At 55.9% G+C, this 17,191-nt stretch carries 19 protein-coding genes; 9 read left to right on the plus strand and 10 right to left on the minus strand.

Annotation, left to right across the window (positions count from 1 at the left end; genetic code table 11):
• Window positions 1-123 precede the first annotated feature (123 nt).
• Window positions 124-1,035: a DMT family transporter gene (locus FHI25_RS07810; RefSeq protein ID WP_210516575.1), complete on the plus strand. Its 912-nt coding sequence runs from the start codon at window positions 124-126 to the stop codon at window positions 1,033-1,035.
• Between the two features lie 15 nt (window positions 1,036-1,050).
• On the opposite strand, the gene FHI25_RS07815 is transcribed toward FHI25_RS07810, so the two are convergent.
• From FHI25_RS07815 to FHI25_RS07825, 3 genes are all read right to left on the minus strand, one after another.
• The gene (locus FHI25_RS07815; protein WP_210516577.1) at window positions 1,051-1,800 is read right to left on the minus strand and encodes a DUF4336 domain-containing protein; all 750 of its coding nucleotides are present in this window, start codon (window positions 1,798-1,800) and stop codon (window positions 1,051-1,053) included.
• Window positions 1,801-1,862: 62 nt separating this feature from the next.
• Window positions 1,863-3,275, minus strand: coding sequence for an FAD-binding oxidoreductase (locus FHI25_RS07820; RefSeq protein WP_210516579.1), 1,413 nt, complete (start codon window positions 3,273-3,275; stop codon window positions 1,863-1,865).
• A gap of 12 nt (window positions 3,276-3,287) precedes the next feature.
• Entirely contained in the window at window positions 3,288-4,283 is a 996-nt protein-coding gene (locus FHI25_RS07825) for an L-threonylcarbamoyladenylate synthase (RefSeq protein ID WP_210516581.1), read from the minus strand.
• Between the two features lie 270 nt (window positions 4,284-4,553).
• Between FHI25_RS07825 and FHI25_RS20720 the strand changes: the two genes are divergently transcribed.
• Window positions 4,554-4,682, plus strand: coding sequence for a hypothetical protein (locus FHI25_RS20720; protein ID WP_282597583.1), 129 nt, complete (start codon window positions 4,554-4,556; stop codon window positions 4,680-4,682).
• 28 nt (window positions 4,683-4,710) lie between these two features.
• Here FHI25_RS20720 and cysQ read toward each other — a convergent pair whose 3' ends face one another.
• From cysQ to amrB, 3 genes are all read right to left on the minus strand, one after another.
• A complete protein-coding gene (gene cysQ / locus FHI25_RS07830; RefSeq protein WP_210516583.1) occupies window positions 4,711-5,526 on the minus strand; it encodes a 3'(2'),5'-bisphosphate nucleotidase CysQ in 816 nt (271 codons plus the stop codon).
• Between the two features lie 95 nt (window positions 5,527-5,621).
• Window positions 5,622-6,005 carry a DUF2750 domain-containing protein gene (locus FHI25_RS07835; RefSeq protein ID WP_008892232.1) on the minus strand — a complete coding sequence of 128 codons (384 nt, stop codon included), beginning with the start codon at window positions 6,003-6,005 and terminating at the stop codon, window positions 5,622-5,624.
• A 12-nt stretch (window positions 6,006-6,017) separates the two neighbouring features.
• Window positions 6,018-7,478 carry an AmmeMemoRadiSam system protein B gene (gene amrB, locus FHI25_RS07840; RefSeq protein ID WP_210516585.1) on the minus strand — a complete coding sequence of 487 codons (1,461 nt, stop codon included), beginning with the start codon at window positions 7,476-7,478 and terminating at the stop codon, window positions 6,018-6,020.
• Window positions 7,479-7,561: 83 nt separating this feature from the next.
• Here amrB and FHI25_RS07845 point away from each other — a divergent pair, with 83 nt between their 5' ends.
• The 4 genes from FHI25_RS07845 (at window position 7,562) to FHI25_RS07860 (ending at window position 10,358) form a co-directional block, all read left to right on the plus strand.
• Complete coding sequence (locus tag FHI25_RS07845; protein WP_210516587.1) at window positions 7,562-8,218, plus strand: hypothetical protein; 657 nt, start codon at window positions 7,562-7,564, stop codon at window positions 8,216-8,218.
• Between the two features lie 33 nt (window positions 8,219-8,251).
• Window positions 8,252-9,343 (plus strand): AmmeMemoRadiSam system radical SAM enzyme, encoded by a 1,092-nt coding sequence (amrS, locus tag FHI25_RS07850; protein ID WP_246879004.1) that lies wholly within the window; start codon window positions 8,252-8,254, stop codon window positions 9,341-9,343.
• 39 nt (window positions 9,344-9,382) lie between these two features.
• A complete protein-coding gene (locus tag FHI25_RS07855) occupies window positions 9,383-9,781 on the plus strand; it encodes a cupin domain-containing protein (protein WP_210516592.1) in 399 nt (132 codons plus the stop codon).
• Window positions 9,782-9,893: 112 nt separating this feature from the next.
• A complete protein-coding gene (locus FHI25_RS07860; RefSeq protein WP_210516594.1) occupies window positions 9,894-10,358 on the plus strand; it encodes a GNAT family N-acetyltransferase in 465 nt (154 codons plus the stop codon).
• Between the two features lie 11 nt (window positions 10,359-10,369).
• Here FHI25_RS07860 and FHI25_RS07865 read toward each other — a convergent pair whose 3' ends face one another.
• Window positions 10,370-11,602, minus strand: coding sequence for an NnrS family protein (locus FHI25_RS07865; protein WP_210516596.1), 1,233 nt, complete (start codon window positions 11,600-11,602; stop codon window positions 10,370-10,372).
• A 243-nt stretch (window positions 11,603-11,845) separates the two neighbouring features.
• Here FHI25_RS07865 and FHI25_RS07870 point away from each other — a divergent pair, with 243 nt between their 5' ends.
• Both FHI25_RS07870 and FHI25_RS07875 read left to right on the plus strand, forming a co-directional pair.
• A complete protein-coding gene (locus FHI25_RS07870) occupies window positions 11,846-13,315 on the plus strand; it encodes a leucyl aminopeptidase (RefSeq protein WP_063087077.1) in 1,470 nt (489 codons plus the stop codon).
• 85 nt (window positions 13,316-13,400) lie between these two features.
• On the plus strand, window positions 13,401-13,856 hold the full coding sequence (locus FHI25_RS07875; protein WP_062953774.1) for a DNA polymerase III subunit chi: 456 nt from the start codon (window positions 13,401-13,403) through the stop codon (window positions 13,854-13,856).
• A 34-nt stretch (window positions 13,857-13,890) separates the two neighbouring features.
• Here FHI25_RS07875 and FHI25_RS07880 read toward each other — a convergent pair whose 3' ends face one another.
• Window positions 13,891-14,496, minus strand: coding sequence for a GNAT family N-acetyltransferase (locus tag FHI25_RS07880; RefSeq protein WP_210516598.1), 606 nt, complete (start codon window positions 14,494-14,496; stop codon window positions 13,891-13,893).
• 49 nt (window positions 14,497-14,545) lie between these two features.
• On the minus strand, window positions 14,546-15,502 hold the full coding sequence (locus tag FHI25_RS07885; protein ID WP_210516600.1) for a homocysteine S-methyltransferase family protein: 957 nt from the start codon (window positions 15,500-15,502) through the stop codon (window positions 14,546-14,548).
• A 235-nt stretch (window positions 15,503-15,737) separates the two neighbouring features.
• Here FHI25_RS07885 and FHI25_RS07890 point away from each other — a divergent pair, with 235 nt between their 5' ends.
• Entirely contained in the window at window positions 15,738-16,400 is a 663-nt protein-coding gene (locus FHI25_RS07890; RefSeq protein WP_210516602.1) for a TetR/AcrR family transcriptional regulator, read from the plus strand.
• 153 nt (window positions 16,401-16,553) lie between these two features.
• Here the strand turns inward: FHI25_RS07890 and FHI25_RS07895 are convergent, their stop codons facing one another.
• Window positions 16,554-17,171, minus strand: coding sequence for a hypothetical protein (locus FHI25_RS07895; protein WP_210516605.1), 618 nt, complete (start codon window positions 17,169-17,171; stop codon window positions 16,554-16,556).
• Between the last annotated feature and the right edge of the window lie 20 nt (window positions 17,172-17,191).

Raw genomic sequence — 17,191 nt, forward strand, 5'->3', positions numbered from 1 at the left:
ATGGGGCGCCCTTTTTTATATCTAACCTTCTGCGCAACCTCCGGGGTTCATCTTTGCAGCGCAATGGTGTTAGGGTCCCCAAAAGAGGCATTAACTGCTTTGCGCGCCACCAAGCAGGATATTATGAACACGACTGTCGCCCCCAAACACCGTGATCGTGTCCTACTGGCTGTCGGGACGATCATTTTTACCGTTTTCGCCCTGTCACTGGGCGATGCGTTGATCAAACAATCGAGCGGCCAGTTCGTCATCTGGCAGATATTCGTCATCAGATCCGCAATCGCCATTCCCTTTCTGGTGGGCTATCTGGCAATTCGTGTCCCGTCGGCCTTGCGCCTTGGTCACGCTTTTGGCTGGACCACGTTGCGCAGCCTTTTGCTGGTCGTGATGTGGATTTGCTATTATCTGTCCCTGCCGCATCTGACCCTGTCGGTGGCGGCGGCAACCTATTACACCTTGCCGATTTTCATCACGCTGTTTAGCGCCATCACGACCCGAACCAAAATCAGCAAAACAGGCTGGTTTGCCGTCGTCATCGGCTTTGCGGGGGTGCTGTTTATTCTGCGTCCGGATGCCGGAAACTTTAATGGTTATGCATTGCTGCCGCTGTTTGCGGCCATGCTGTATGCGGTGGCGATGATCTTGACCCGCACCAAATGCCGGGACGAACATCCGATCAAGCTCTCGCTTGCGCTGAACATCGCCTTTGTTGCGGTCGGGGCGATTGCTGCGCTGGTGATCAGCCTGCTGTCTGGTGATATGCGCGATGGCTTCCTTCTTGCCCCCTGGAGCACCATGACCCTAACCGGCTTGGGCACGATGGCGATTCTGGCGGCATCCATCCTGATCGGCAGCATCGGGGCAGCCATTGCCTATCAAAACGGCCCGCCCGCCATGATCGGTACGTTTGATTTTGCCTATGTCGGGTTTTCGTTTGTCTGGGGTGTGGTCTTCTTTGCCGAAACCCCCGATGCCCTGTCTCTGATCGGCATTGTCCTGATTGTCGGGGCAGGGGTGATGGCGCTTCGCCAGTAACCGGGATATCGCCAGTTACTTCAAAACCCAGGAAAAGGCACGCTCAAGCTCCGCCACCGCATTGGTGTCGTAACACCGCCCATGCGCCAGAACGACATAGTCCGGGTTCCAGTCAATCATGGTCAGGACGGCCTTGCGCACGCTGTCCTTATACCCGGCAAAGGTCAGGCGCATGTCGCGTGGCGTGCTGCCATGCGGGTCCATGGTGCCAAACAGCCTGACCATAAACCGCCAGATCGGGCTTTTGATTTTAGGGGCTTCGAAGTTTTCGATCAGGTCGGTCAGGATCAGGGTTTTGGATGCGTCATGGAAAAACACCGCCTCGTTCAAATAACTGCCCCGCACCAGAACCTGTTCGATCTCATCGGCCCACTCAGACTCCGGCGTATCGGCAAGTTCCGCATCAAAATTGACCGTAATCCCGACCGACTGGGCGCGTTTGATCACACCGGGCGCACAGAACGCCTTTGCATCCGGATAGGCCTTTTGCCAATCGGGCACACCGGCATAATGGATGGTATTGGGTGCAATCAGATAGGCAACTTCGCCCAGCGCATCGACCTCGGCCTTAAGCGTTTCATTGAGCCGGATCGGCGAGTGGACAAACAGTTTGCCGCTTTGGAGGCGGATGATTGTCATCCGGGTCGGGAAGGGCAGCTTAAGCCCGGCATACTGAAACCCGATCACCGGACCATCAAAGATCCAGACATTCTCGGCAATCGGTTTGGCGTGATCAAGCGGGGCATAGGTCTCGACAGAGAACATGGGGCGATCTTCCATCTTTTAGGCGGGGGACGCAGGTACGGGCGGGGTGGCAACAGCGGCGATTATACAACCTTGCCCGGATTAAGCCTGCCATCTGGATCAATTGCCGCCTTGATCGCGTGCAGCAATTTCAGTTTTTCCACACTGGCATAATGCGCAAGTTCGTCGCGCTTAAGCTGTCCGATGCCGTGTTCGGCACTGATCGATCCGCCAAGCTCGGTGACAATGTCGTGAATGACGCTGTTCAGGCTTTCCCACTGCGCAAGATAGGCTTGCTTGTCCATGGTGGCGGGCTGGGTGAAGTTGAAATGGATATTGCCATCACCAACATGGCCAAACGGGCAGGGGCGAATGCCGGGTATCAGCGCATCCGCACTCGCCATGCCGCGTTTCAAAAGCTCGGCAACCTTTGAAACCGGTACGGATACATCATGCTTGATCGATCCGCCTTCATAGCCTTGCGCCTCGGGGATGCCTTCGCGGATCGCCCACAGGTTTTTACGCTGGGCCTCGGACTGGGCAAGGGTCGCATCCGTCGCAAGCCCGATCTCAACCGCCTGCGCCAACAGATCGACCAGAAGTGTTTCCAGATCATCCTTCGGGCGCGACGATGTCAGCTCGATCAAGACATGCCAGTTCGTCTTGGTCGCAAGCGGACGCGTCAGGCCCTTAAGATAGGTCACCGACAGATCATGGGCAAAACTGCTGATCAGCTCGAAGGCGGCTATCGCATCACCGGTATGGCGACGTGCAAGGGCCAAAAGATCAATCGCGCATTCCGGCGACGGCACGGCAATCCAGGCGGTGGCAACGTGTTTTGGCCGGGCAAAAAGTTTTAGCGTCGCCTTGGTGATAATGCCAAGCGTGCCTTCCGCCCCGATAAACAAATCGCGCAGGTCATAGCCGGTATTGTCCTTGCGAAGCTTTGAGAGCCCGTTCCACACTGTGCCATCGGGCAACACGACCTCAAGCCCAAGGCAAAGATCGCGCGCATTGCCATAGCGAATAACGTTCAATCCCCCGGCATTGGTCGCAAGGTTGCCACCAATCTGGCATGTGCCCTCGGCGCCGAGTGACAGCGGGAAAAGCAGATCCTGCTTCTCGGCGGCTTCCTGAATGCTTTGCAGGATCGCACCGGCTTCCACGGTGGCGGTAAAGTCCCGCGCATCAATCTCGATCACGCTGTTCATGCGCTTGAGGTTGATCAGAACCTGTTTGCTATCGGCAACCGCCCCGCCACAGCGCCCGGTATTGCCGCCCTGTGGCACAACCGCGATGTCATGCGCGGCACAGATCGCAACCGCCTTGGCGACTTCCTCGGTGCTGGCGGGAAACAGGATGATCTCGGCATGGCCTTCAAACTTGCCGCGCGCCTCGGCGTTGTGGGCGGCCAGAACGTCGCTTTCCATGCTGAAACCTTTGGGGCCCAGCAGGTCCTTTAATTCGGTAATCGCGGTTTCTGGCAGGAACGACATGGCGCTGTTCCCTTACTTGGCATCATGCGGCGCGCGCGGGGCGCTCGCGCGTTTCAGGCGGTCATTGATCGCAATGCCTAGTCCCTTATCGGGGATTGGTGCAATCGCAATCCCGGCAAAGTGGCTCTGATCGGCTTCATGCAGCTTGGCAAACAGATTGGCGGCGGCCTCGATATCATTCCCCGATTTCGAGAGCCAAAGCACCGCATCAAACCCCTTGGTATTGCAATCGCCAAAGCCGAGCAGGACCTCATGGCCATATTTCGCCGGATCGGCGGTGGTGGCCTCAAGCCGCACGGGAAGGCCCGGCGCATAATGGCTGGTCATCATGCCGGGGCTTTTGGGCGCGGTATCATCGCTTTCCGCCATGACAACATCCGTACCCAGCAGTTCTGATACCTGATCGGCTGTCACGCCACCGGGGCGCAGCATCACCACCCGATCCGTGGTCAGGTCAATCACCGTACTTTCAAGCCCGACACCACACGGCCCACCATCGAGGATCATGCCAATCGCATTACCCAGCGATTGCGCAACGTGGGCGGCCGTGGTCGGGCTGATCTTGCCTGATCGGTTGGCGGACGGGGCGGCGACCGGGCGGCCCACCGCGCGCAACAATTCACGCGCCATCGGATGGGCCGGAACCCGCACGGCAATGCTGGGAAGGCCTGCTGTGACCAGATCACAAACATCACTATCGGCTTGGCGCGGCAACACAAGTGTCAGGGCACCCGGCCAAAATGCCGCGGCCAGCTTATCGGCCCGCGCATCAAACACCGCATGCTTGGCCGCCGCATCGCGGTCGGGAAAATGGCTGATCAGCGGATTGAAGCTCGGCCGTTTCTTGGCGGCATAAATCCCCGCCACCGCATCGGCATTGGTTGCATCCGCCCCAAGCCCGTAGACCGTCTCGGTCGGAAAGGCCACCAGCTCACCGGCGCGCAGCTTCGCTGCTGCCTGACTAAGGGCACCTTCGGAATAGGGTCGAATGGTAAGGGCTGGCGACATGCAATAATCTCTGAAAACACAAGCTACTCAAATACCTAACTATGATGCAGTGCCATGACAAGGAAGATCGCGTGCAAAGCCGGCAATCGAATGTGAAAAATCAACGATGATCTGGTGAGAAATACGCCCCAAACAGCGCAGAGCCGCCATAAAAATGGCGGCTCCAATTTACGCTCTAGCCCGGTTTCGCCCCGCGGTGGTGAAATCGGACCGCGTCGCCGTGATTCCGGCGGCTATTTACGTCACCTACACTCTGTGTGGCGATAAGGAATGGATAGCGCAAAACGTCCTGAAAGTCAAGAAAACTGCGGGGTGGAGCAGTTTCAAGCTTTCCCGAAAAATACCGATCTGATCACTGTTGCAACGCGGGATCGGCAAGCTGCTGATGCGGCTTTGTAATTCGCTTTTGATCCCGCTGTGCGAAGGATCAGTTCTCGTACTTGACCGGAACGGACGGGCTGCGCGCGATGAAGAACGGGTTGCGGAAATCGGCCTTGCCATAAACGAATCCCGATCCGTCCATATTTTCAACCACACCGCCGGCAGCAAGCAGAACCGCATGACCGGCCCCGATATCCCATTCCATGGTTGGACCGAGGCGGGGATAAAGATCGGCTTCACCGGCCGCAACCAGACAAAGCTTCAATGAACTTCCCGCCGGGCGCAGTTCCTTGACCGCAAGGTCACCCAGAAACGCCTTCATCGCCTCGGGATCGCCGTGTGATCGCGATCCGACAACGACAACGCCGTCTTGGGGCATCTCGCGCACCGAAATCGCGGTGGTTTTGGGGGCAACGTCGCCTTCGATCAGTTTCGCGCCATCCGGGCCACCGTAATAAAGCTTGTCGATTGCCGGGGCATAAACCACGCCCAGAACCGGCTTTCCTTTGGCAATCAGGGCCACATTGACGGTGAACTCGCCATTGCGTTTGATGAATTCCTTGGTGCCATCAAGCGGATCAACCAGCCAGAAGAAATCGGTCTGCGCGTTCACATCGGGCACATCGCCCTTGGCGGCACTTTCCTCGGACACGATTTTGATATCGGGGGTGAGTGCGCGAAGCCCGGGCAGGATCACGGCCTCTGCCGCTTCATCGGCCTCGGTCACGGGGCTGGCGTCATCCTTGGAACGGACTTCGAAATCGGTCTGATAGATTTCCATCATCGCAGCGCCTGCCTTGCGGGCAATTTCAATCAGTCCGTTTTCAAGGGCATCGGCATTGGCGGGCAGGGCAACGGTCATGGCAATCTCGTTTCAAGGGATAAAATCAACTATCCCACGGGAATAAGGAGTTTTGCCCGCAACGTCCAGTCCGGCCTTAAAACGCTTACGTGTTTTCAGCTTTGCGTGCCAAACCGTTCGTCCATGACGTCCTTGAGTGCGGCCATGATATCATCGCTTAGCTGATCAAGGGTGACGACGATGGCGGGTTTGGCCGGGGTCGGGCAGATGCCGGCCATGACCTCTTCGGCGCGCCATTGCATCATCACGCTTTCGGTCAGTTCAACCAGCGTGATCGCACTTGGCACATGGTCGCTCTGGATGCTGGCGGCAAAGCTTTGTGCCTCTTCGCGGGTGGCAAAGATCGGGCAGTATTTCTCGCCGGTCGCGGTTGTTTGCAGCAACCAGCCATTATGATAAAGCGCCCAGACGCCTTCCCATTCGGCGACTTCGTGAATGAAGTCGGCGTAGCGCGTGTCAATCTGTGTGCTGCTTGCCATAATCTCTTAACCCTACTGATCCCAGAACCCGCTGGGGCGGACGTCTTTGGATGAAATCCCGCGGGCAATAAACCGCTCTGCGCGCATATGTGGGGACCAGTAATTCATCGGCAACCCCGCCTTGCGTTTAAGATGGGCCAGAAAGTCTTTCGGATCGGGCAATTGATCCCAGACTTGCGGCAGGAACAAGCCCCGCCGATTGCCATCCGATAAAATGATCCCGTCCTCAAACGGTGTCAGCTTGGCAATCAGATCGGCCTCGCTGTCAAACCCGAACGGGGCGGGTGGGGAAAGCACTGAAATCGAAAGCTCCAGATCATCGCCAATCTCCGCCCGCGACAACCCGGCAAAGCGCGGATCGCGAAACGCCGCCTTGAATGCATTCTCGCACAGATCGGTGGCAAGTGGCGCATGCGCCATGATCGACCCAATACAGCCGCGCAACTGCCCGGCTTTCTTGAGTGTGACAAAACACGCCCCCGGCGCCCCCAACGCCGGACCAACTTCATTGGGTGAAAGCGACAATGGCGCACCGCTCGCAAGCCCATGCAGGATCGATTGCCGACACAGGCCCAGCATCTCTTCGCCGTGCGTCTTGATCAGCTCCTCGGTCGCTGTGGTGAAATCCTGTTCGCCATCATCACCCATATCTGATGCATCCGCCTCATAAATCGCCCAGGCACCATAGCCGACCACGCGCGATTTATCGCCCGTCACATCGCCGGAATTGCGCATGCCAAGGGTCTTGATCTTCATGCCGCGATTGCGCGCCGCCATAAGCATCCCGGCCACCGGCAACGCGCCGCAGGCATCGCTGGTATCGATATTCTCGGCATCGAAATTCTCGATCATCGTCCGCGTGCGGTGATCCATCCTTTGCGCGGTGTCATAATCATGGAAATGCGACAGATCCGATGAAATCACGATCAATGTTTCCGGCCCGCCCCAAAGCTTCTCGATCACCTCATGCACCTGACGCGGGCTGCACCGGCTGACCAGAAGCGGAACAATGCCGATCTCCGCCCCCTCGCCAAACAGTCGCTGAATAAACGGCAATTCAATCTCAAGTCCGTGCTCAAGTGTGTGTGCGTCGTCCAGCATCTGAACATGCGGCAACGCCAACGCAGATTGCAGCGCCGGAAGGTCACAGCGCATCGCCCCAAGCGGCGTGGCAAACCCATCAGCACGCGCCAGCGCAATCCCCTGAAACGCCATACGATGCGCCGGACCAATGATCACAATGCGTTTAATGGTATCCTTAAGCGCCCGCACCGTGGCAAAGCCAAGGGCCGCCAGACTACCCGAAAACATCAATCCCGCATGCGGCACAATGATCGCCTTTGGGATCGCAGGTCCCGATACGGCGTCTGAATGCAGGGCCGCATCCAACAGCCCGTCAATCTCGCTGCGCAAGAGTTCGGCATCGGCCGGATAAAACGTCCCGGCAACAGCAGGCGGGCGGATGATGGTCATACTTTGCTATTGTCTCAGCTATGGCTAGAATGTTCTCAAACATATTTGTTAATTTGAAGGTTTTGCAAGCGGTACGGGTAAACATGAAGAAAGTTGAACAACATGAGTCGAATTTCTTTAGGTATGTAAAGCTGTATCTAGATGAAATAGAAGAAATTTACGATTTGATGAAATCGATGTCTGGAAACGTAACTATTCAGGCAGATGGGTTTGAGTTTGATGATTTTGACGAGTTTTCTCAAGAATTATCGCGAAAAATTGTTATGAACAAGGTGGATATTTCTTCAAGTGATCCATATATGAGTGTTACTTTTGATAAAGATAGTGTGCATGTTTACAGTGGGAGAAGTGAGGATTATTTTCATTTAAAAATGAAAGAAATAATGGGCAGTTCCAAACCAATTATTAGAAATGAGATTTGGAAATTTTCTTCTGTGTCTATATTCTTTCTAGGCTTGTTCTTGATGGTTTTTTCTGACGTACTCTCTGAGCAACTCTTTGATGAACATTCGTTTGAGAGCGGCGAGAGTCGCTTGGCTTTTATTGGGTTTGTGTTGATGCCTGTTTCGGGAATTCTGCTCATGATCCGTGACGGCCTCAGAAAGGTTACAATAATAGGTGAGCGCCGGGATGAGCGGACAAGCATAGTTCGACGTAACCGAGACAATATCTTTGTTGGAGTGATTTCGGCATTTGTGGGTGGGGGGCTGTTGCTTGTTTTTCAGAAGGTGTTCTTCTGAGCTAAGAAGTTAATGCATGACAAAGGCGAGTTGTTGACTGATCCCGCAATCAAAACCGACACCGTGCCAGCCCGCTACTGGCACCATCTCGACGATGGCCGCATCCAGTGCGATGTCTGCCCGCGCTTTTGCAAGCTCAAGGACGGGCAGCGGGGCTTGTGTTTTGTCCGCGCGCGCCTTGGCGATCAGATGGTGCTGACGACGTGGGGTCGATCCTCGGGCTTTTGCATCGACCCGATCGAGAAAAAGCCGCTCAATCATTTTCTGCCGGGCACCCCGATCCTGTCCTTTGGCACGGCGGGCTGTAATCTGACCTGCAAGTTCTGCCAGAATTACGAGATATCGAAGGCGCGCGAGATGGACAAGCTTTCCTCGCTCGCCACCCCTGAAATGATCGCCAAAACCGCCAAGGCGCATGGCTGCTCGGCCGTGGCCTTTACCTATAATGATCCGGTGATCTTCCTTGAATATGCCGTCGATGTCGCCATTGCCTGTCGCGAAATGGGCATTCGCACCGTCGCGGTCACGGCGGGCTATATTGGTGATAAGGCGCGCGAGGAATTTTTCCGCCACATGGATGCCGCCAATGTCGATCTGAAGGGCTTCACGGATCGCTTTTATCATCAGCTATGCTCGGCGCATCTCGATGACGTGCTGGAAACGCTTAAATACCTGCGCCATGAAACTGGCGTCTGGGTGGAACTGACCAATCTTGTCATTCCCGGCGAAAATGATGGCGATGCCGAGTTCCATGAAATGACAGCTTGGATCCATGATGAACTTGGTCCGGATGTGCCGATGCATTTTTCGGCCTTTCATCCCGACTGGAAAATGATGGATACACCACGCACCCCGCCCGAGACCTTGGTGCGTGCGCGCAAGATCGCCATGGATAACGGCATTCGCTATGCCTATGTCGGCAACGTTCATGATAAAACGCACAGCAGCACTTTCTGCCATGGCTGCGGCGAGATCCTGATTGGCCGTGACTGGTATCAGCTTTCTGACTGGAACCTTGATGCCCATGGCGCCTGCAAAAGCTGTGGCACACATTGTGCCGGTGTGTTTCAGGCCAAACCCGGGACATGGGGCCCGAAACGCCAACCGGTCCGCCTGATGGCCTGAAACTGAAACGAAATCCAATAAACCAACAGGGAGAACGTCATGGAAATCAAACGCGCCGGATCGCAGGCCTCAACCGTCGGATCCCCGGAATATTTCACCGGACAGGTTCGCATCGAACCGATCATCAGTGCGGCTGATCCCGCCCGGGTGGCCGCCGCCAATGTGACGTTCGAGCCCGGCGCACGCACCACATGGCACACCCATCCGCTGGGCCAGACCATCATCGTCACCGCAGGTTTTGGTCGCGCGCAGCGCGAAGGCGGCCCGATAGAGGAAATCCGTCCCGGCGATATCGTCTGGTTTGAACCAGGCGAAAAACACTGGCACGGGGCCGGTCCCGAAACCGCCATGACCCATATCGCCATTCAGGAAAAGCTCAATGGCTCCCCGGTTGATTGGTTGGAACCCGTGACGGATGCGGAGTATCTCGGCCAATAAGTGTGCGGGGTGATCGTTTTTGCTGGCATTTTTTACTGGCACTGGGGCGTCATATCGCTAAATTGCCGCACAGTTTGACGCGGTTGGAAAGAAAGCACACGCAGTGGCCGGGATGAAAATTCGCAAAGCCCGTTTGGGCGATGTCGGGGCAATCTTTGCCATCCGAAGCCGAGTGCGTGAAAACCATCTTTCGGCATCTGAGCTGGCCGAACGCGGCATCACCAAGGCCGCCTTTGGCAAATGGCTGGAACAGGGATACGGCATCTGGCTTGCCGATCTTGATGGCTCTGCCGCAGGCTTCGCCATTGCCATCCCCAGGGAAGCAACGCTTTGGGCGCTGTTTGTCGATCCGGAATTTGAAGGCCGCGGGGTGGGGGCGGCATTGCTGCGCACCGCCGAAGACTGGCTGTTTGCCCAAGGATGTAATGACATCTCGCTCACCACCGGGGCCAATCCGGAAAACCGCGCGCACGGTTTTTATGAAAGCCACGGCTGGCATTCCACGGGTGATGTCGAAAACGACGAGGTGGAATACATCAAATCCAACCCGTCGCTTTCGCTGTTTGATTTTGGCTAGCTTGCCTTGCTTTACCGCACCGGAATGCCACGCGTTTTCTTTTGGCTTGGCCCCAGCAATACGGGCGCATAACCAATCAGGAACGCCAGCCATCCGCCAATCCACATCAGGGTCGCAATCGCCAGAATGGTGACATACCCCGATCCGGCAAAACCGACCATGACGCGCAACAGGGTCGAAACCCATATAAGCCCAAAGGCACTGTTCAAGGCCCACCCGGCGCGCAATTCCCGCCCGGTATGGCCAAGGGCGGCCCGCCCGGCAATGGCCAGTACCATGCAGGCCATTGCCCCGCCGGTCAGCGCATGCAGGGCATCGCGGCTGCTCATGACATCGGGCCAAAGGATCGCAATACCAAGCAGAATAAGTCCGGCGGGCACCCAGAAATAGCCAAGATGCAGCATGATCACGATGGGTTCGCGCCAGCTATGCACACCGCGCCATCGCATCAAACGGATGGCATGCACAATCCCGGCAAACAGCAACACAGACCCGGCAACCACGCCCGCCGGATCAAGGATCACGGCAACAATGCCAAGCGCAATGCTGGCCAGGCACACCATGTCAAACCGTCCGAACATGGCAGGCATGGGGGCATTGATCTGTTCGCGCTGCATCCAGTTTCGTGTAAAGGCCGGGATGACCCGCCCGCCAATCAAGCCGATCAGCAATATGATCGCCAGAATCGCCGTTTGATACAGCATGGCCGGATCAAGGGCTATGACATCAAGGCAGGCGGCGACAAACAGTCCATCAAATAGCGCGATCAGGGAAATGACGGCCAGAACCCGCATATTGCGGTAATTGCGGGCGGCAACCAGTTCCCGCACACCAAGAGCCAGCAAAAAGATGAAATAGATCAGCGCCCCGACAATCGTCAAAGCCGGGTCTAAATTCTCGCCAAAACCAATCGCCAGCCGCCCGATCAGCCAGCTTGCGGTTAACGCCATTAACATGGTTCCTGAAATCGGTGGGCGACTTGTCCAGTTGGCAATCGCGGTCAGCAAGAATCCCCCGATGGCCGCCCCGCCAAATCCGAAAATCATTTCATGGGCATGCCACCATGAACCTGTTCCCAGACTGGGTGTTGCAATGCCATGCACAAAGCCCGCAACCCACCAAACAACAGCCACGATGGCCAGAAGCCCGGCCAGCAGGAAAAGCGGGCGAAAAGCCCCCGTCCAGAACGGATGTGTGGCGCGTTGTGGTTCGGTAATCGAAATCGGTGCGGTTCTGCCAGCCATGACATACCTCCAGAATGTTGGAATGCGTCATAGTAGCGATCAAACCTGATCGCGCCTTGATGTTGCGCAATTCACCGGGACGGCGTTTTGGCGGGCTGGTGTTGCCTTTGCGTGAAATCCCGCACCTTTTTGAACGATAAGCCTTTTCAACCGCGTTTAACGCGCTAGATTAGGAGCATCAATTTCTTTGCAGTTGCTTGATCAAGGACTGCGCCCCGAAACATGACAGGAGTCCTGTTCACCATGAAGATCACGTTTTCCGATCTCGCCATTCCGAAAACCGGTGCCGTTATCGCCTTTGCGACCGAGGGTGCCGATCTGATGCCCAGTGCCGTCGCACTTGATGAGGCAACCGGGGGTGCGATCACCAAGGCGATCAAGGCGTCGACCTTCAAGGGCAAATCCGGCCAAAGCCTGCAGGTTCTTGCACCGGCCAATGTCGATCTGTCGCGCGTGATCATTTTCGGGATCGGCAAGGAAGCCGAATTTGACGTGATTGCCGCCCAGAAACTTGGTGGCTCCGTCACCGCACGTGCGCTTTCCACTGGCGAGAAAGAGCTTTCCGTTCTGTTTGATATGGAAAACCTCGCCTGTGATTTCGCAACCGGTGCGATGCTGCGCGATTATCGTTTCGATAAATACCGCACCACCGAGACCAAGGAAGACAAACCGGTCCTCAAGGCGTTCGATATCGCCACCCGCGATCACAAGGACGCCAAGAAACAGTTTGAGTCCGCCAAAAAGGTCGTCGAAGGCGTGTTCTTCACCCGCGATCTGGTGTCTGAGCCGGCCAACATTCTCTATCCGGAAAGCTTCGCCAAGGAAGTCTCTGCCCTTGAAAAACTCGGGGTCGAGATTGACGTCCTTGACGAAAAGGAAATGAAGAAACTCGGCATGGGCGCGCTTTTGGGTGTTGCCATGGGTTCGGCCCGCAAACCGGCCATGGTCGTCATGCGCTGGAACGGTGGCAAGAAAAAGGACGCACCGATTGCCTTCGTGGGCAAGGGTGTGACCTTTGATACCGGCGGTATTTCGATCAAGCCGGCTGCCGGTATGGAAGACATGAAGTGGGATATGGGCGGTGCCGGTGTGGTATCGGGCTTGATGAAGGCACTTGCCGGTCGTAAGGCGAAATGCAACGTGGTTGCGGTGCTTGGCCTTGTTGAAAACATGCCGTCCTCAACCGCACAGCGTCCGGGCGATGTTGTGACCTCGATGTCGGGTCAGACGATCGAAGTCATCAATACCGACGCCGAAGGCCGCTTGGTTCTGTGTGACGCGCTGACCTATGTGCAGGAAAAATACGATCCGCGTTTGATCGTTGATCTTGCGACCCTGACCGGTGCGGTCATCATCGCATTGGGTCATGAAAATGCTGGTCTGTTTTCCAACAATGATGATCTCGCCACCCAGATCACCACAGCCGGTCTTTCGGTGGATGAAGGCGTCTGGCGTTTGCCGCTGTCACCGGCCTATGACAAGCAGCTTAAATCCGACATTGCCGATATGAAAAACGTCGGCGGTCGCCCGGCCGGTTCGATCACCGCCGCCCAGTTCCTCAAACGCTTTATCACCAAGGATCGCCCGTGGGCGCATCTTGATATCGCGGCCATGGCCTGGTCGACGGCGGACAAGGAAGTCGTGCCAAAAGGCGGCACCGGCTTTGGCGTACGTCTGCTTGATCGCTTTGTTGCCGACAACTACGAGTCCTGATTTCAGGAACGCATAACTGAATAAAAGACGGGGCAGGGTGATGATCATCTTGCCCCGTTTTTGCTTTCGCGATACTCAATTGGCTATGGCTGATATCTGGTTTTACCATCTCACCAGCATGCCGCTGGAACGGGCCTTGCCCACTCTGCTCTCCAAAACGCTGGAGCGCGAAAAGCGTGCCGTGGTGATGACCGGTGTCGAAGAACGGGTCGAGGCCATCAATACCCTGCTTTGGACCTACGACCCTGCAAGCTGGTTGCCCCATGGTTCCAAGTCCGATGGTGATGCGGAAATGCAGCCGGTCTGGCTGACGGCCGAGGATGAAAATCCCAATAATGCCCAGTTCCTGTTTCTGACCGACCGTGCCATGAGCGACAAGGTCGGCGACTATGAACGCGTCATCATGCTGTTTGATGATCGCGATCGCGATGCGGTGGCAGAAGCCCGCACGCGCTGGAAAGACTGGAAAGACGCCGGACACAAACTGTCCTACTGGCAACAAACCCCGCAAGGCGCGTGGGAGAAAAAGGCCGAAAGCTGAGCGCAATCGGCCTTTGATGTTTTTGGATCTGTTTTCAGATTTCCTTGATCAGCAAGATCCAGTTTTCACCGGGATTTTCCCAACCTTCCTTGACCATCTTGCGCGATGCGCAGGCGGTATAACCAAGGCGTTCATAAAGGCGCACGGCACCGGGATTGCCATCGGATGCGATGATGCTGACCGATGTCTTTCCGGCTTTGCGGGCGTCTTCCTCTGCGGCGCGGACCAGAAATGATCCGATACCGCGATTGTGAAACGGTGGATAGACCGCCAGAACATTGATGTACCAACTGCCCGGTGCCAGACTTTCAAGCTCAAGGATCGGGACAAACATCGCCGGAAGTTCCGCCGGGTCAATTGGGTCAAATTGATCCGGCTGGGCGTAGGCAATGATCGCCCCCATGATCTGGTTTTCACCAAACGCAAATCGGGTGTTGTGGTACGAAAACCCGCCTTCTTCGCGCAGGGCGCGGCGGCGGCCAACGTCCCAGGCGGTCTCGTTGCCTTCGATCATTTCCTGCCACAGATAAACCGGCAGGCCTTCGCCCGCGAGGTTGATCAGCTTGGCCATGTGATCAGCGTCATTTCTTGTGGCCTTCCGCAGTTCGATATCGGCGGCGTGTGTTGGTTTGAAACTCATATTCATTGTCCGTTTCCCGGTGTTTTTTTATCAGTGTGTGTCGTGCGTTTTAGGCGCTGCGCAGGTGTGCCAAGGCATGTTCGGCCATGGCGTTGACATGTCGATGGTCGGTCCCGCAGCAACCGCCAAGAACCGACAGGTTTGGCAGCAGATCGGCAAGATCACGATACAGGCGTCCCAGTTCATCCGGATTGCCATCATCAAGATGTTTCGAGGCATCCAGTTCCGCATGGCTTTGGCGTGATGCATTGGCCCGGATGCCGCAGATGCGGTTTTTCCACGCGCCATCATCTTCAAGCTTGTCGCGGAAATGGTCCGGATGGGCGCAATTGATCATGTAATAGGCCGGATAGCCTGCTGTCATGTCATCGACCATCGCGATGGCATCACAGAGGGGCTCGCCACTTGGCAAATGTCCGTCCGTTTCAACCGTAAACGAAATGACGCACGGCATATCGACATCCCGGCAGGCAAGTGCAATGCCGACGGCCTCGTTGGGATAGTTGATGGTGACGACCGAAACCATGTCGACACCCGCCTTGGCAAATGTGACGATCTGTGGTGCGTGATAGGCGCGTGCCTGATTAACCGTCATGCAAAGCGACGGAACGTAACCATCACCGCGTGGGCCGATATTGCCACTGATCAGGCAGGGCGTTGTCTCGCTATGGTACCGATCACGAAGGTCGGCCATCAAATCAATGGCCTTGCGGTTCAGCTCGGCCAGTTCAGCTTCGCCATAGCCGATCTTTTCTGCCCAGTCGCGATTGGCCCGCCATGTCGGGCTTTCAAGGATAAAACCCGCCTGCGCGTCCTTGGCCAGTTCAAGGTAACGCTCGTAATAGGCGGTGATATGCGCGCAGCCCTCATCCGTTTTCAAAAGGTCAAAGGATGCAAAATGCGGCAGGTCGATCCCGTCATGAAAGATCAATGTGGTCTCAAGGCCGCCATCGGTGATGAATTTTGTCTGCCCGTGTGGCGGCAGGTGTGAAGTGCGTGTGCTCATGTGTCCGAATTTCAGTTTTGGGTTTTAAATTTTGGATCGCGGGGGTATGTAAACGCGGGTCGGAAATCTCGCCCTGATTGGGTTTTGCTTCTAGTGGGCACACGGTCTGGTTTTTCAGATTTCCAAAAACATATTCAAAACAATTGTTTACGAAGGGTTCGGTGCTTTTCGGCGCGGCCATATCGGTCTTTGGCGACGAAAAACCGTACCGACGGTAGGGTAACGGATGAGTACGATGGAAAAACTGACAATCACCGAGACGTTCGGCGGCCCCAAACGCAAGGGCGAACGCACGCGTGAACGCATTATGGAAATCGCGTCACAGTCGATTTTGGAAAAGGGCTTTGGCGCGACCTCGATCGAGGAAATCATTTGCGAAGCCGGGCTGACCAAAAGCGGGTTCTTCTATCATTTTTCGGACAAGAACGAGCTCGCGCGGGCTTTGCTGCAACGCTATATCGAACAGGATGACGAAATCCTCGATCAGGTATTTGATCGTGCCCGCGAATTGGTCGACGATCCCCTGCATCAATTGCTGGCAGCGCTTAAAATGCTGGCCGAGGTGCTTGAAGATCTGCCCAATGGCCATCCGGGCTGCATCGTTGCGGTCTATTGCTATCAGGAACGCCTGTTTGACCAGGAAGTCCGCGATCTCAACCGGCATGCGGTTCTGGCCTGGCGCATCCGGTTCCGCGCGATCCTTGATGATATCGCCGACCAATATCAGACGACCGAGCCAGTCGACCTCGAACAGGTCGCTGACATGATTTCAACCGTGCTTGAAGGCGGCATCGTCATGTCAAAGGCACTCAACGAACCGCGCAAACTCGCCGAACAGGTTATGCTGCTCAGAAGCTTCATCAAGCTGCTTTTTACCCGGCGACCGGACGCGCGTTAACCTGCCGCTTTGCTTTATGGTTTGGGTAGGGCGTTGTCAGAACCGACTGGAAAGAGCCGAAATACGCCGGTCAGAAGCTGTCGTGATGGTGGAAAATCCTGCAAAACGCATGTGAAAAATGTCGAAAGCTGATTACCCTGGTTTCGTGTCGGATCACGGCGACGCGGTCTTTCCGAGGAACTGCCGGAACAGAATTTCAACTAACGCCTTCGTCACGTCGGCTTGCGACAATTTGCCCGCAGCCAATTCATTGATCGCCGGAAAACTGTCTGCCGACAGTTTATAAAGATCCTTCTGAATGGCTGAGGCCCGCACCGGCCAATCAGGGTCAATTTTTGCTAGCGCCAATAGCATTGCGCGAGCCATCTCGTCGGTATTGCCGCCTTTTATGGCGTCCTGAACTTGCGCAAGTTGTTTGGCTTCCGATACGGCAACGTCAAGTGTCGCCAGAAGGTCTGCCAATTCCTTTGCCTGTGTCTGAATGTCGGCAACCGGATAGTTCTGTTCGATGTCACGCAACGGCGCAACAGCATCTGATGTGGCGAAACTTCTCAGGTAGGACATGGCACCGCCCAGTTGCCAGCTTTCCCATTTCTTCCACGCACCGGCCCTTAAATCAGCAATCAGCGGGGCGGCGATGGTTCCGCCATATTTGCGAAATAGCTGATCAATGGCCTTTGCTGCCGGGCGTCTTGTGACGCGGGCTGCTTCGCGCTTGGCAAGGCTTGCGATATCTTTCAGGGCTTGTTGATAGTCGCTTTCTGCGCTCATCGGGGCGCTCCCATTTCATG

The sequence above is a fragment of the Thalassospira sp. ER-Se-21-Dark genome, assembly GCF_017922435.1.
In the GTDB taxonomy this organism is placed as follows: Bacteria; Pseudomonadota; Alphaproteobacteria; order Rhodospirillales; family Thalassospiraceae; genus Thalassospira.

What these genes read in the sequence shown, in the direction of transcription:
- FHI25_RS07835 (WP_008892232.1), bottom strand. Translation starts at nt 6,005, where the DNA reads ATGGCAAGCAGCACACAGATTGACACGCGCTACGCCGACTTCATTCAC.
- FHI25_RS07880 (WP_210516598.1), bottom strand. Translation starts at nt 14,496, where the DNA reads ATGAGTTTCAAACCAACACACGCCGCCGATATCGAACTGCGGAAGGCC.
- amrB (WP_210516585.1), bottom strand. Translation starts at nt 7,478, where the DNA reads ATGACCATCATCCGCCCGCCTGCTGTTGCCGGGACGTTTTATCCGGCC.
- cysQ (WP_210516583.1), bottom strand. Translation starts at nt 5,526, where the DNA reads ATGACCGTTGCCCTGCCCGCCAATGCCGATGCCCTTGAAAACGGACTG.
- FHI25_RS07815 (WP_210516577.1), bottom strand. Translation starts at nt 1,800, where the DNA reads ATGTTCTCTGTCGAGACCTATGCCCCGCTTGATCACGCCAAACCGATT.
- FHI25_RS07820 (WP_210516579.1), bottom strand. Translation starts at nt 3,275, where the DNA reads ATGTCGTTCCTGCCAGAAACCGCGATTACCGAATTAAAGGACCTGCTG.
- FHI25_RS07865 (WP_210516596.1), bottom strand. Translation starts at nt 11,602, where the DNA reads ATGGCTGGCAGAACCGCACCGATTTCGATTACCGAACCACAACGCGCC.
- FHI25_RS07870 (WP_063087077.1), top strand. Translation starts at nt 11,846, where the DNA reads ATGAAGATCACGTTTTCCGATCTCGCCATTCCGAAAACCGGTGCCGTT.
- FHI25_RS07825 (WP_210516581.1), bottom strand. Translation starts at nt 4,283, where the DNA reads ATGTCGCCAGCCCTTACCATTCGACCCTATTCCGAAGGTGCCCTTAGT.
- FHI25_RS07875 (WP_062953774.1), top strand. Translation starts at nt 13,401, where the DNA reads ATGGCTGATATCTGGTTTTACCATCTCACCAGCATGCCGCTGGAACGG.
- FHI25_RS07810 (WP_210516575.1), top strand. Translation starts at nt 124, where the DNA reads ATGAACACGACTGTCGCCCCCAAACACCGTGATCGTGTCCTACTGGCT.
- FHI25_RS07895 (WP_210516605.1), bottom strand. Translation starts at nt 17,171, where the DNA reads ATGAGCGCAGAAAGCGACTATCAACAAGCCCTGAAAGATATCGCAAGC.
- FHI25_RS07845 (WP_210516587.1), top strand. Translation starts at nt 7,562, where the DNA reads ATGAAGAAAGTTGAACAACATGAGTCGAATTTCTTTAGGTATGTAAAG.
- FHI25_RS07855 (WP_210516592.1), top strand. Translation starts at nt 9,383, where the DNA reads ATGGAAATCAAACGCGCCGGATCGCAGGCCTCAACCGTCGGATCCCCG.
- FHI25_RS07860 (WP_210516594.1), top strand. Translation starts at nt 9,894, where the DNA reads ATGAAAATTCGCAAAGCCCGTTTGGGCGATGTCGGGGCAATCTTTGCC.
- FHI25_RS07885 (WP_210516600.1), bottom strand. Translation starts at nt 15,502, where the DNA reads ATGAGCACACGCACTTCACACCTGCCGCCACACGGGCAGACAAAATTC.
- FHI25_RS07890 (WP_210516602.1), top strand. Translation starts at nt 15,738, where the DNA reads ATGGAAAAACTGACAATCACCGAGACGTTCGGCGGCCCCAAACGCAAG.
- FHI25_RS20720 (WP_282597583.1), top strand. Translation starts at nt 4,554, where the DNA reads ATGGATAGCGCAAAACGTCCTGAAAGTCAAGAAAACTGCGGGGTGGAG.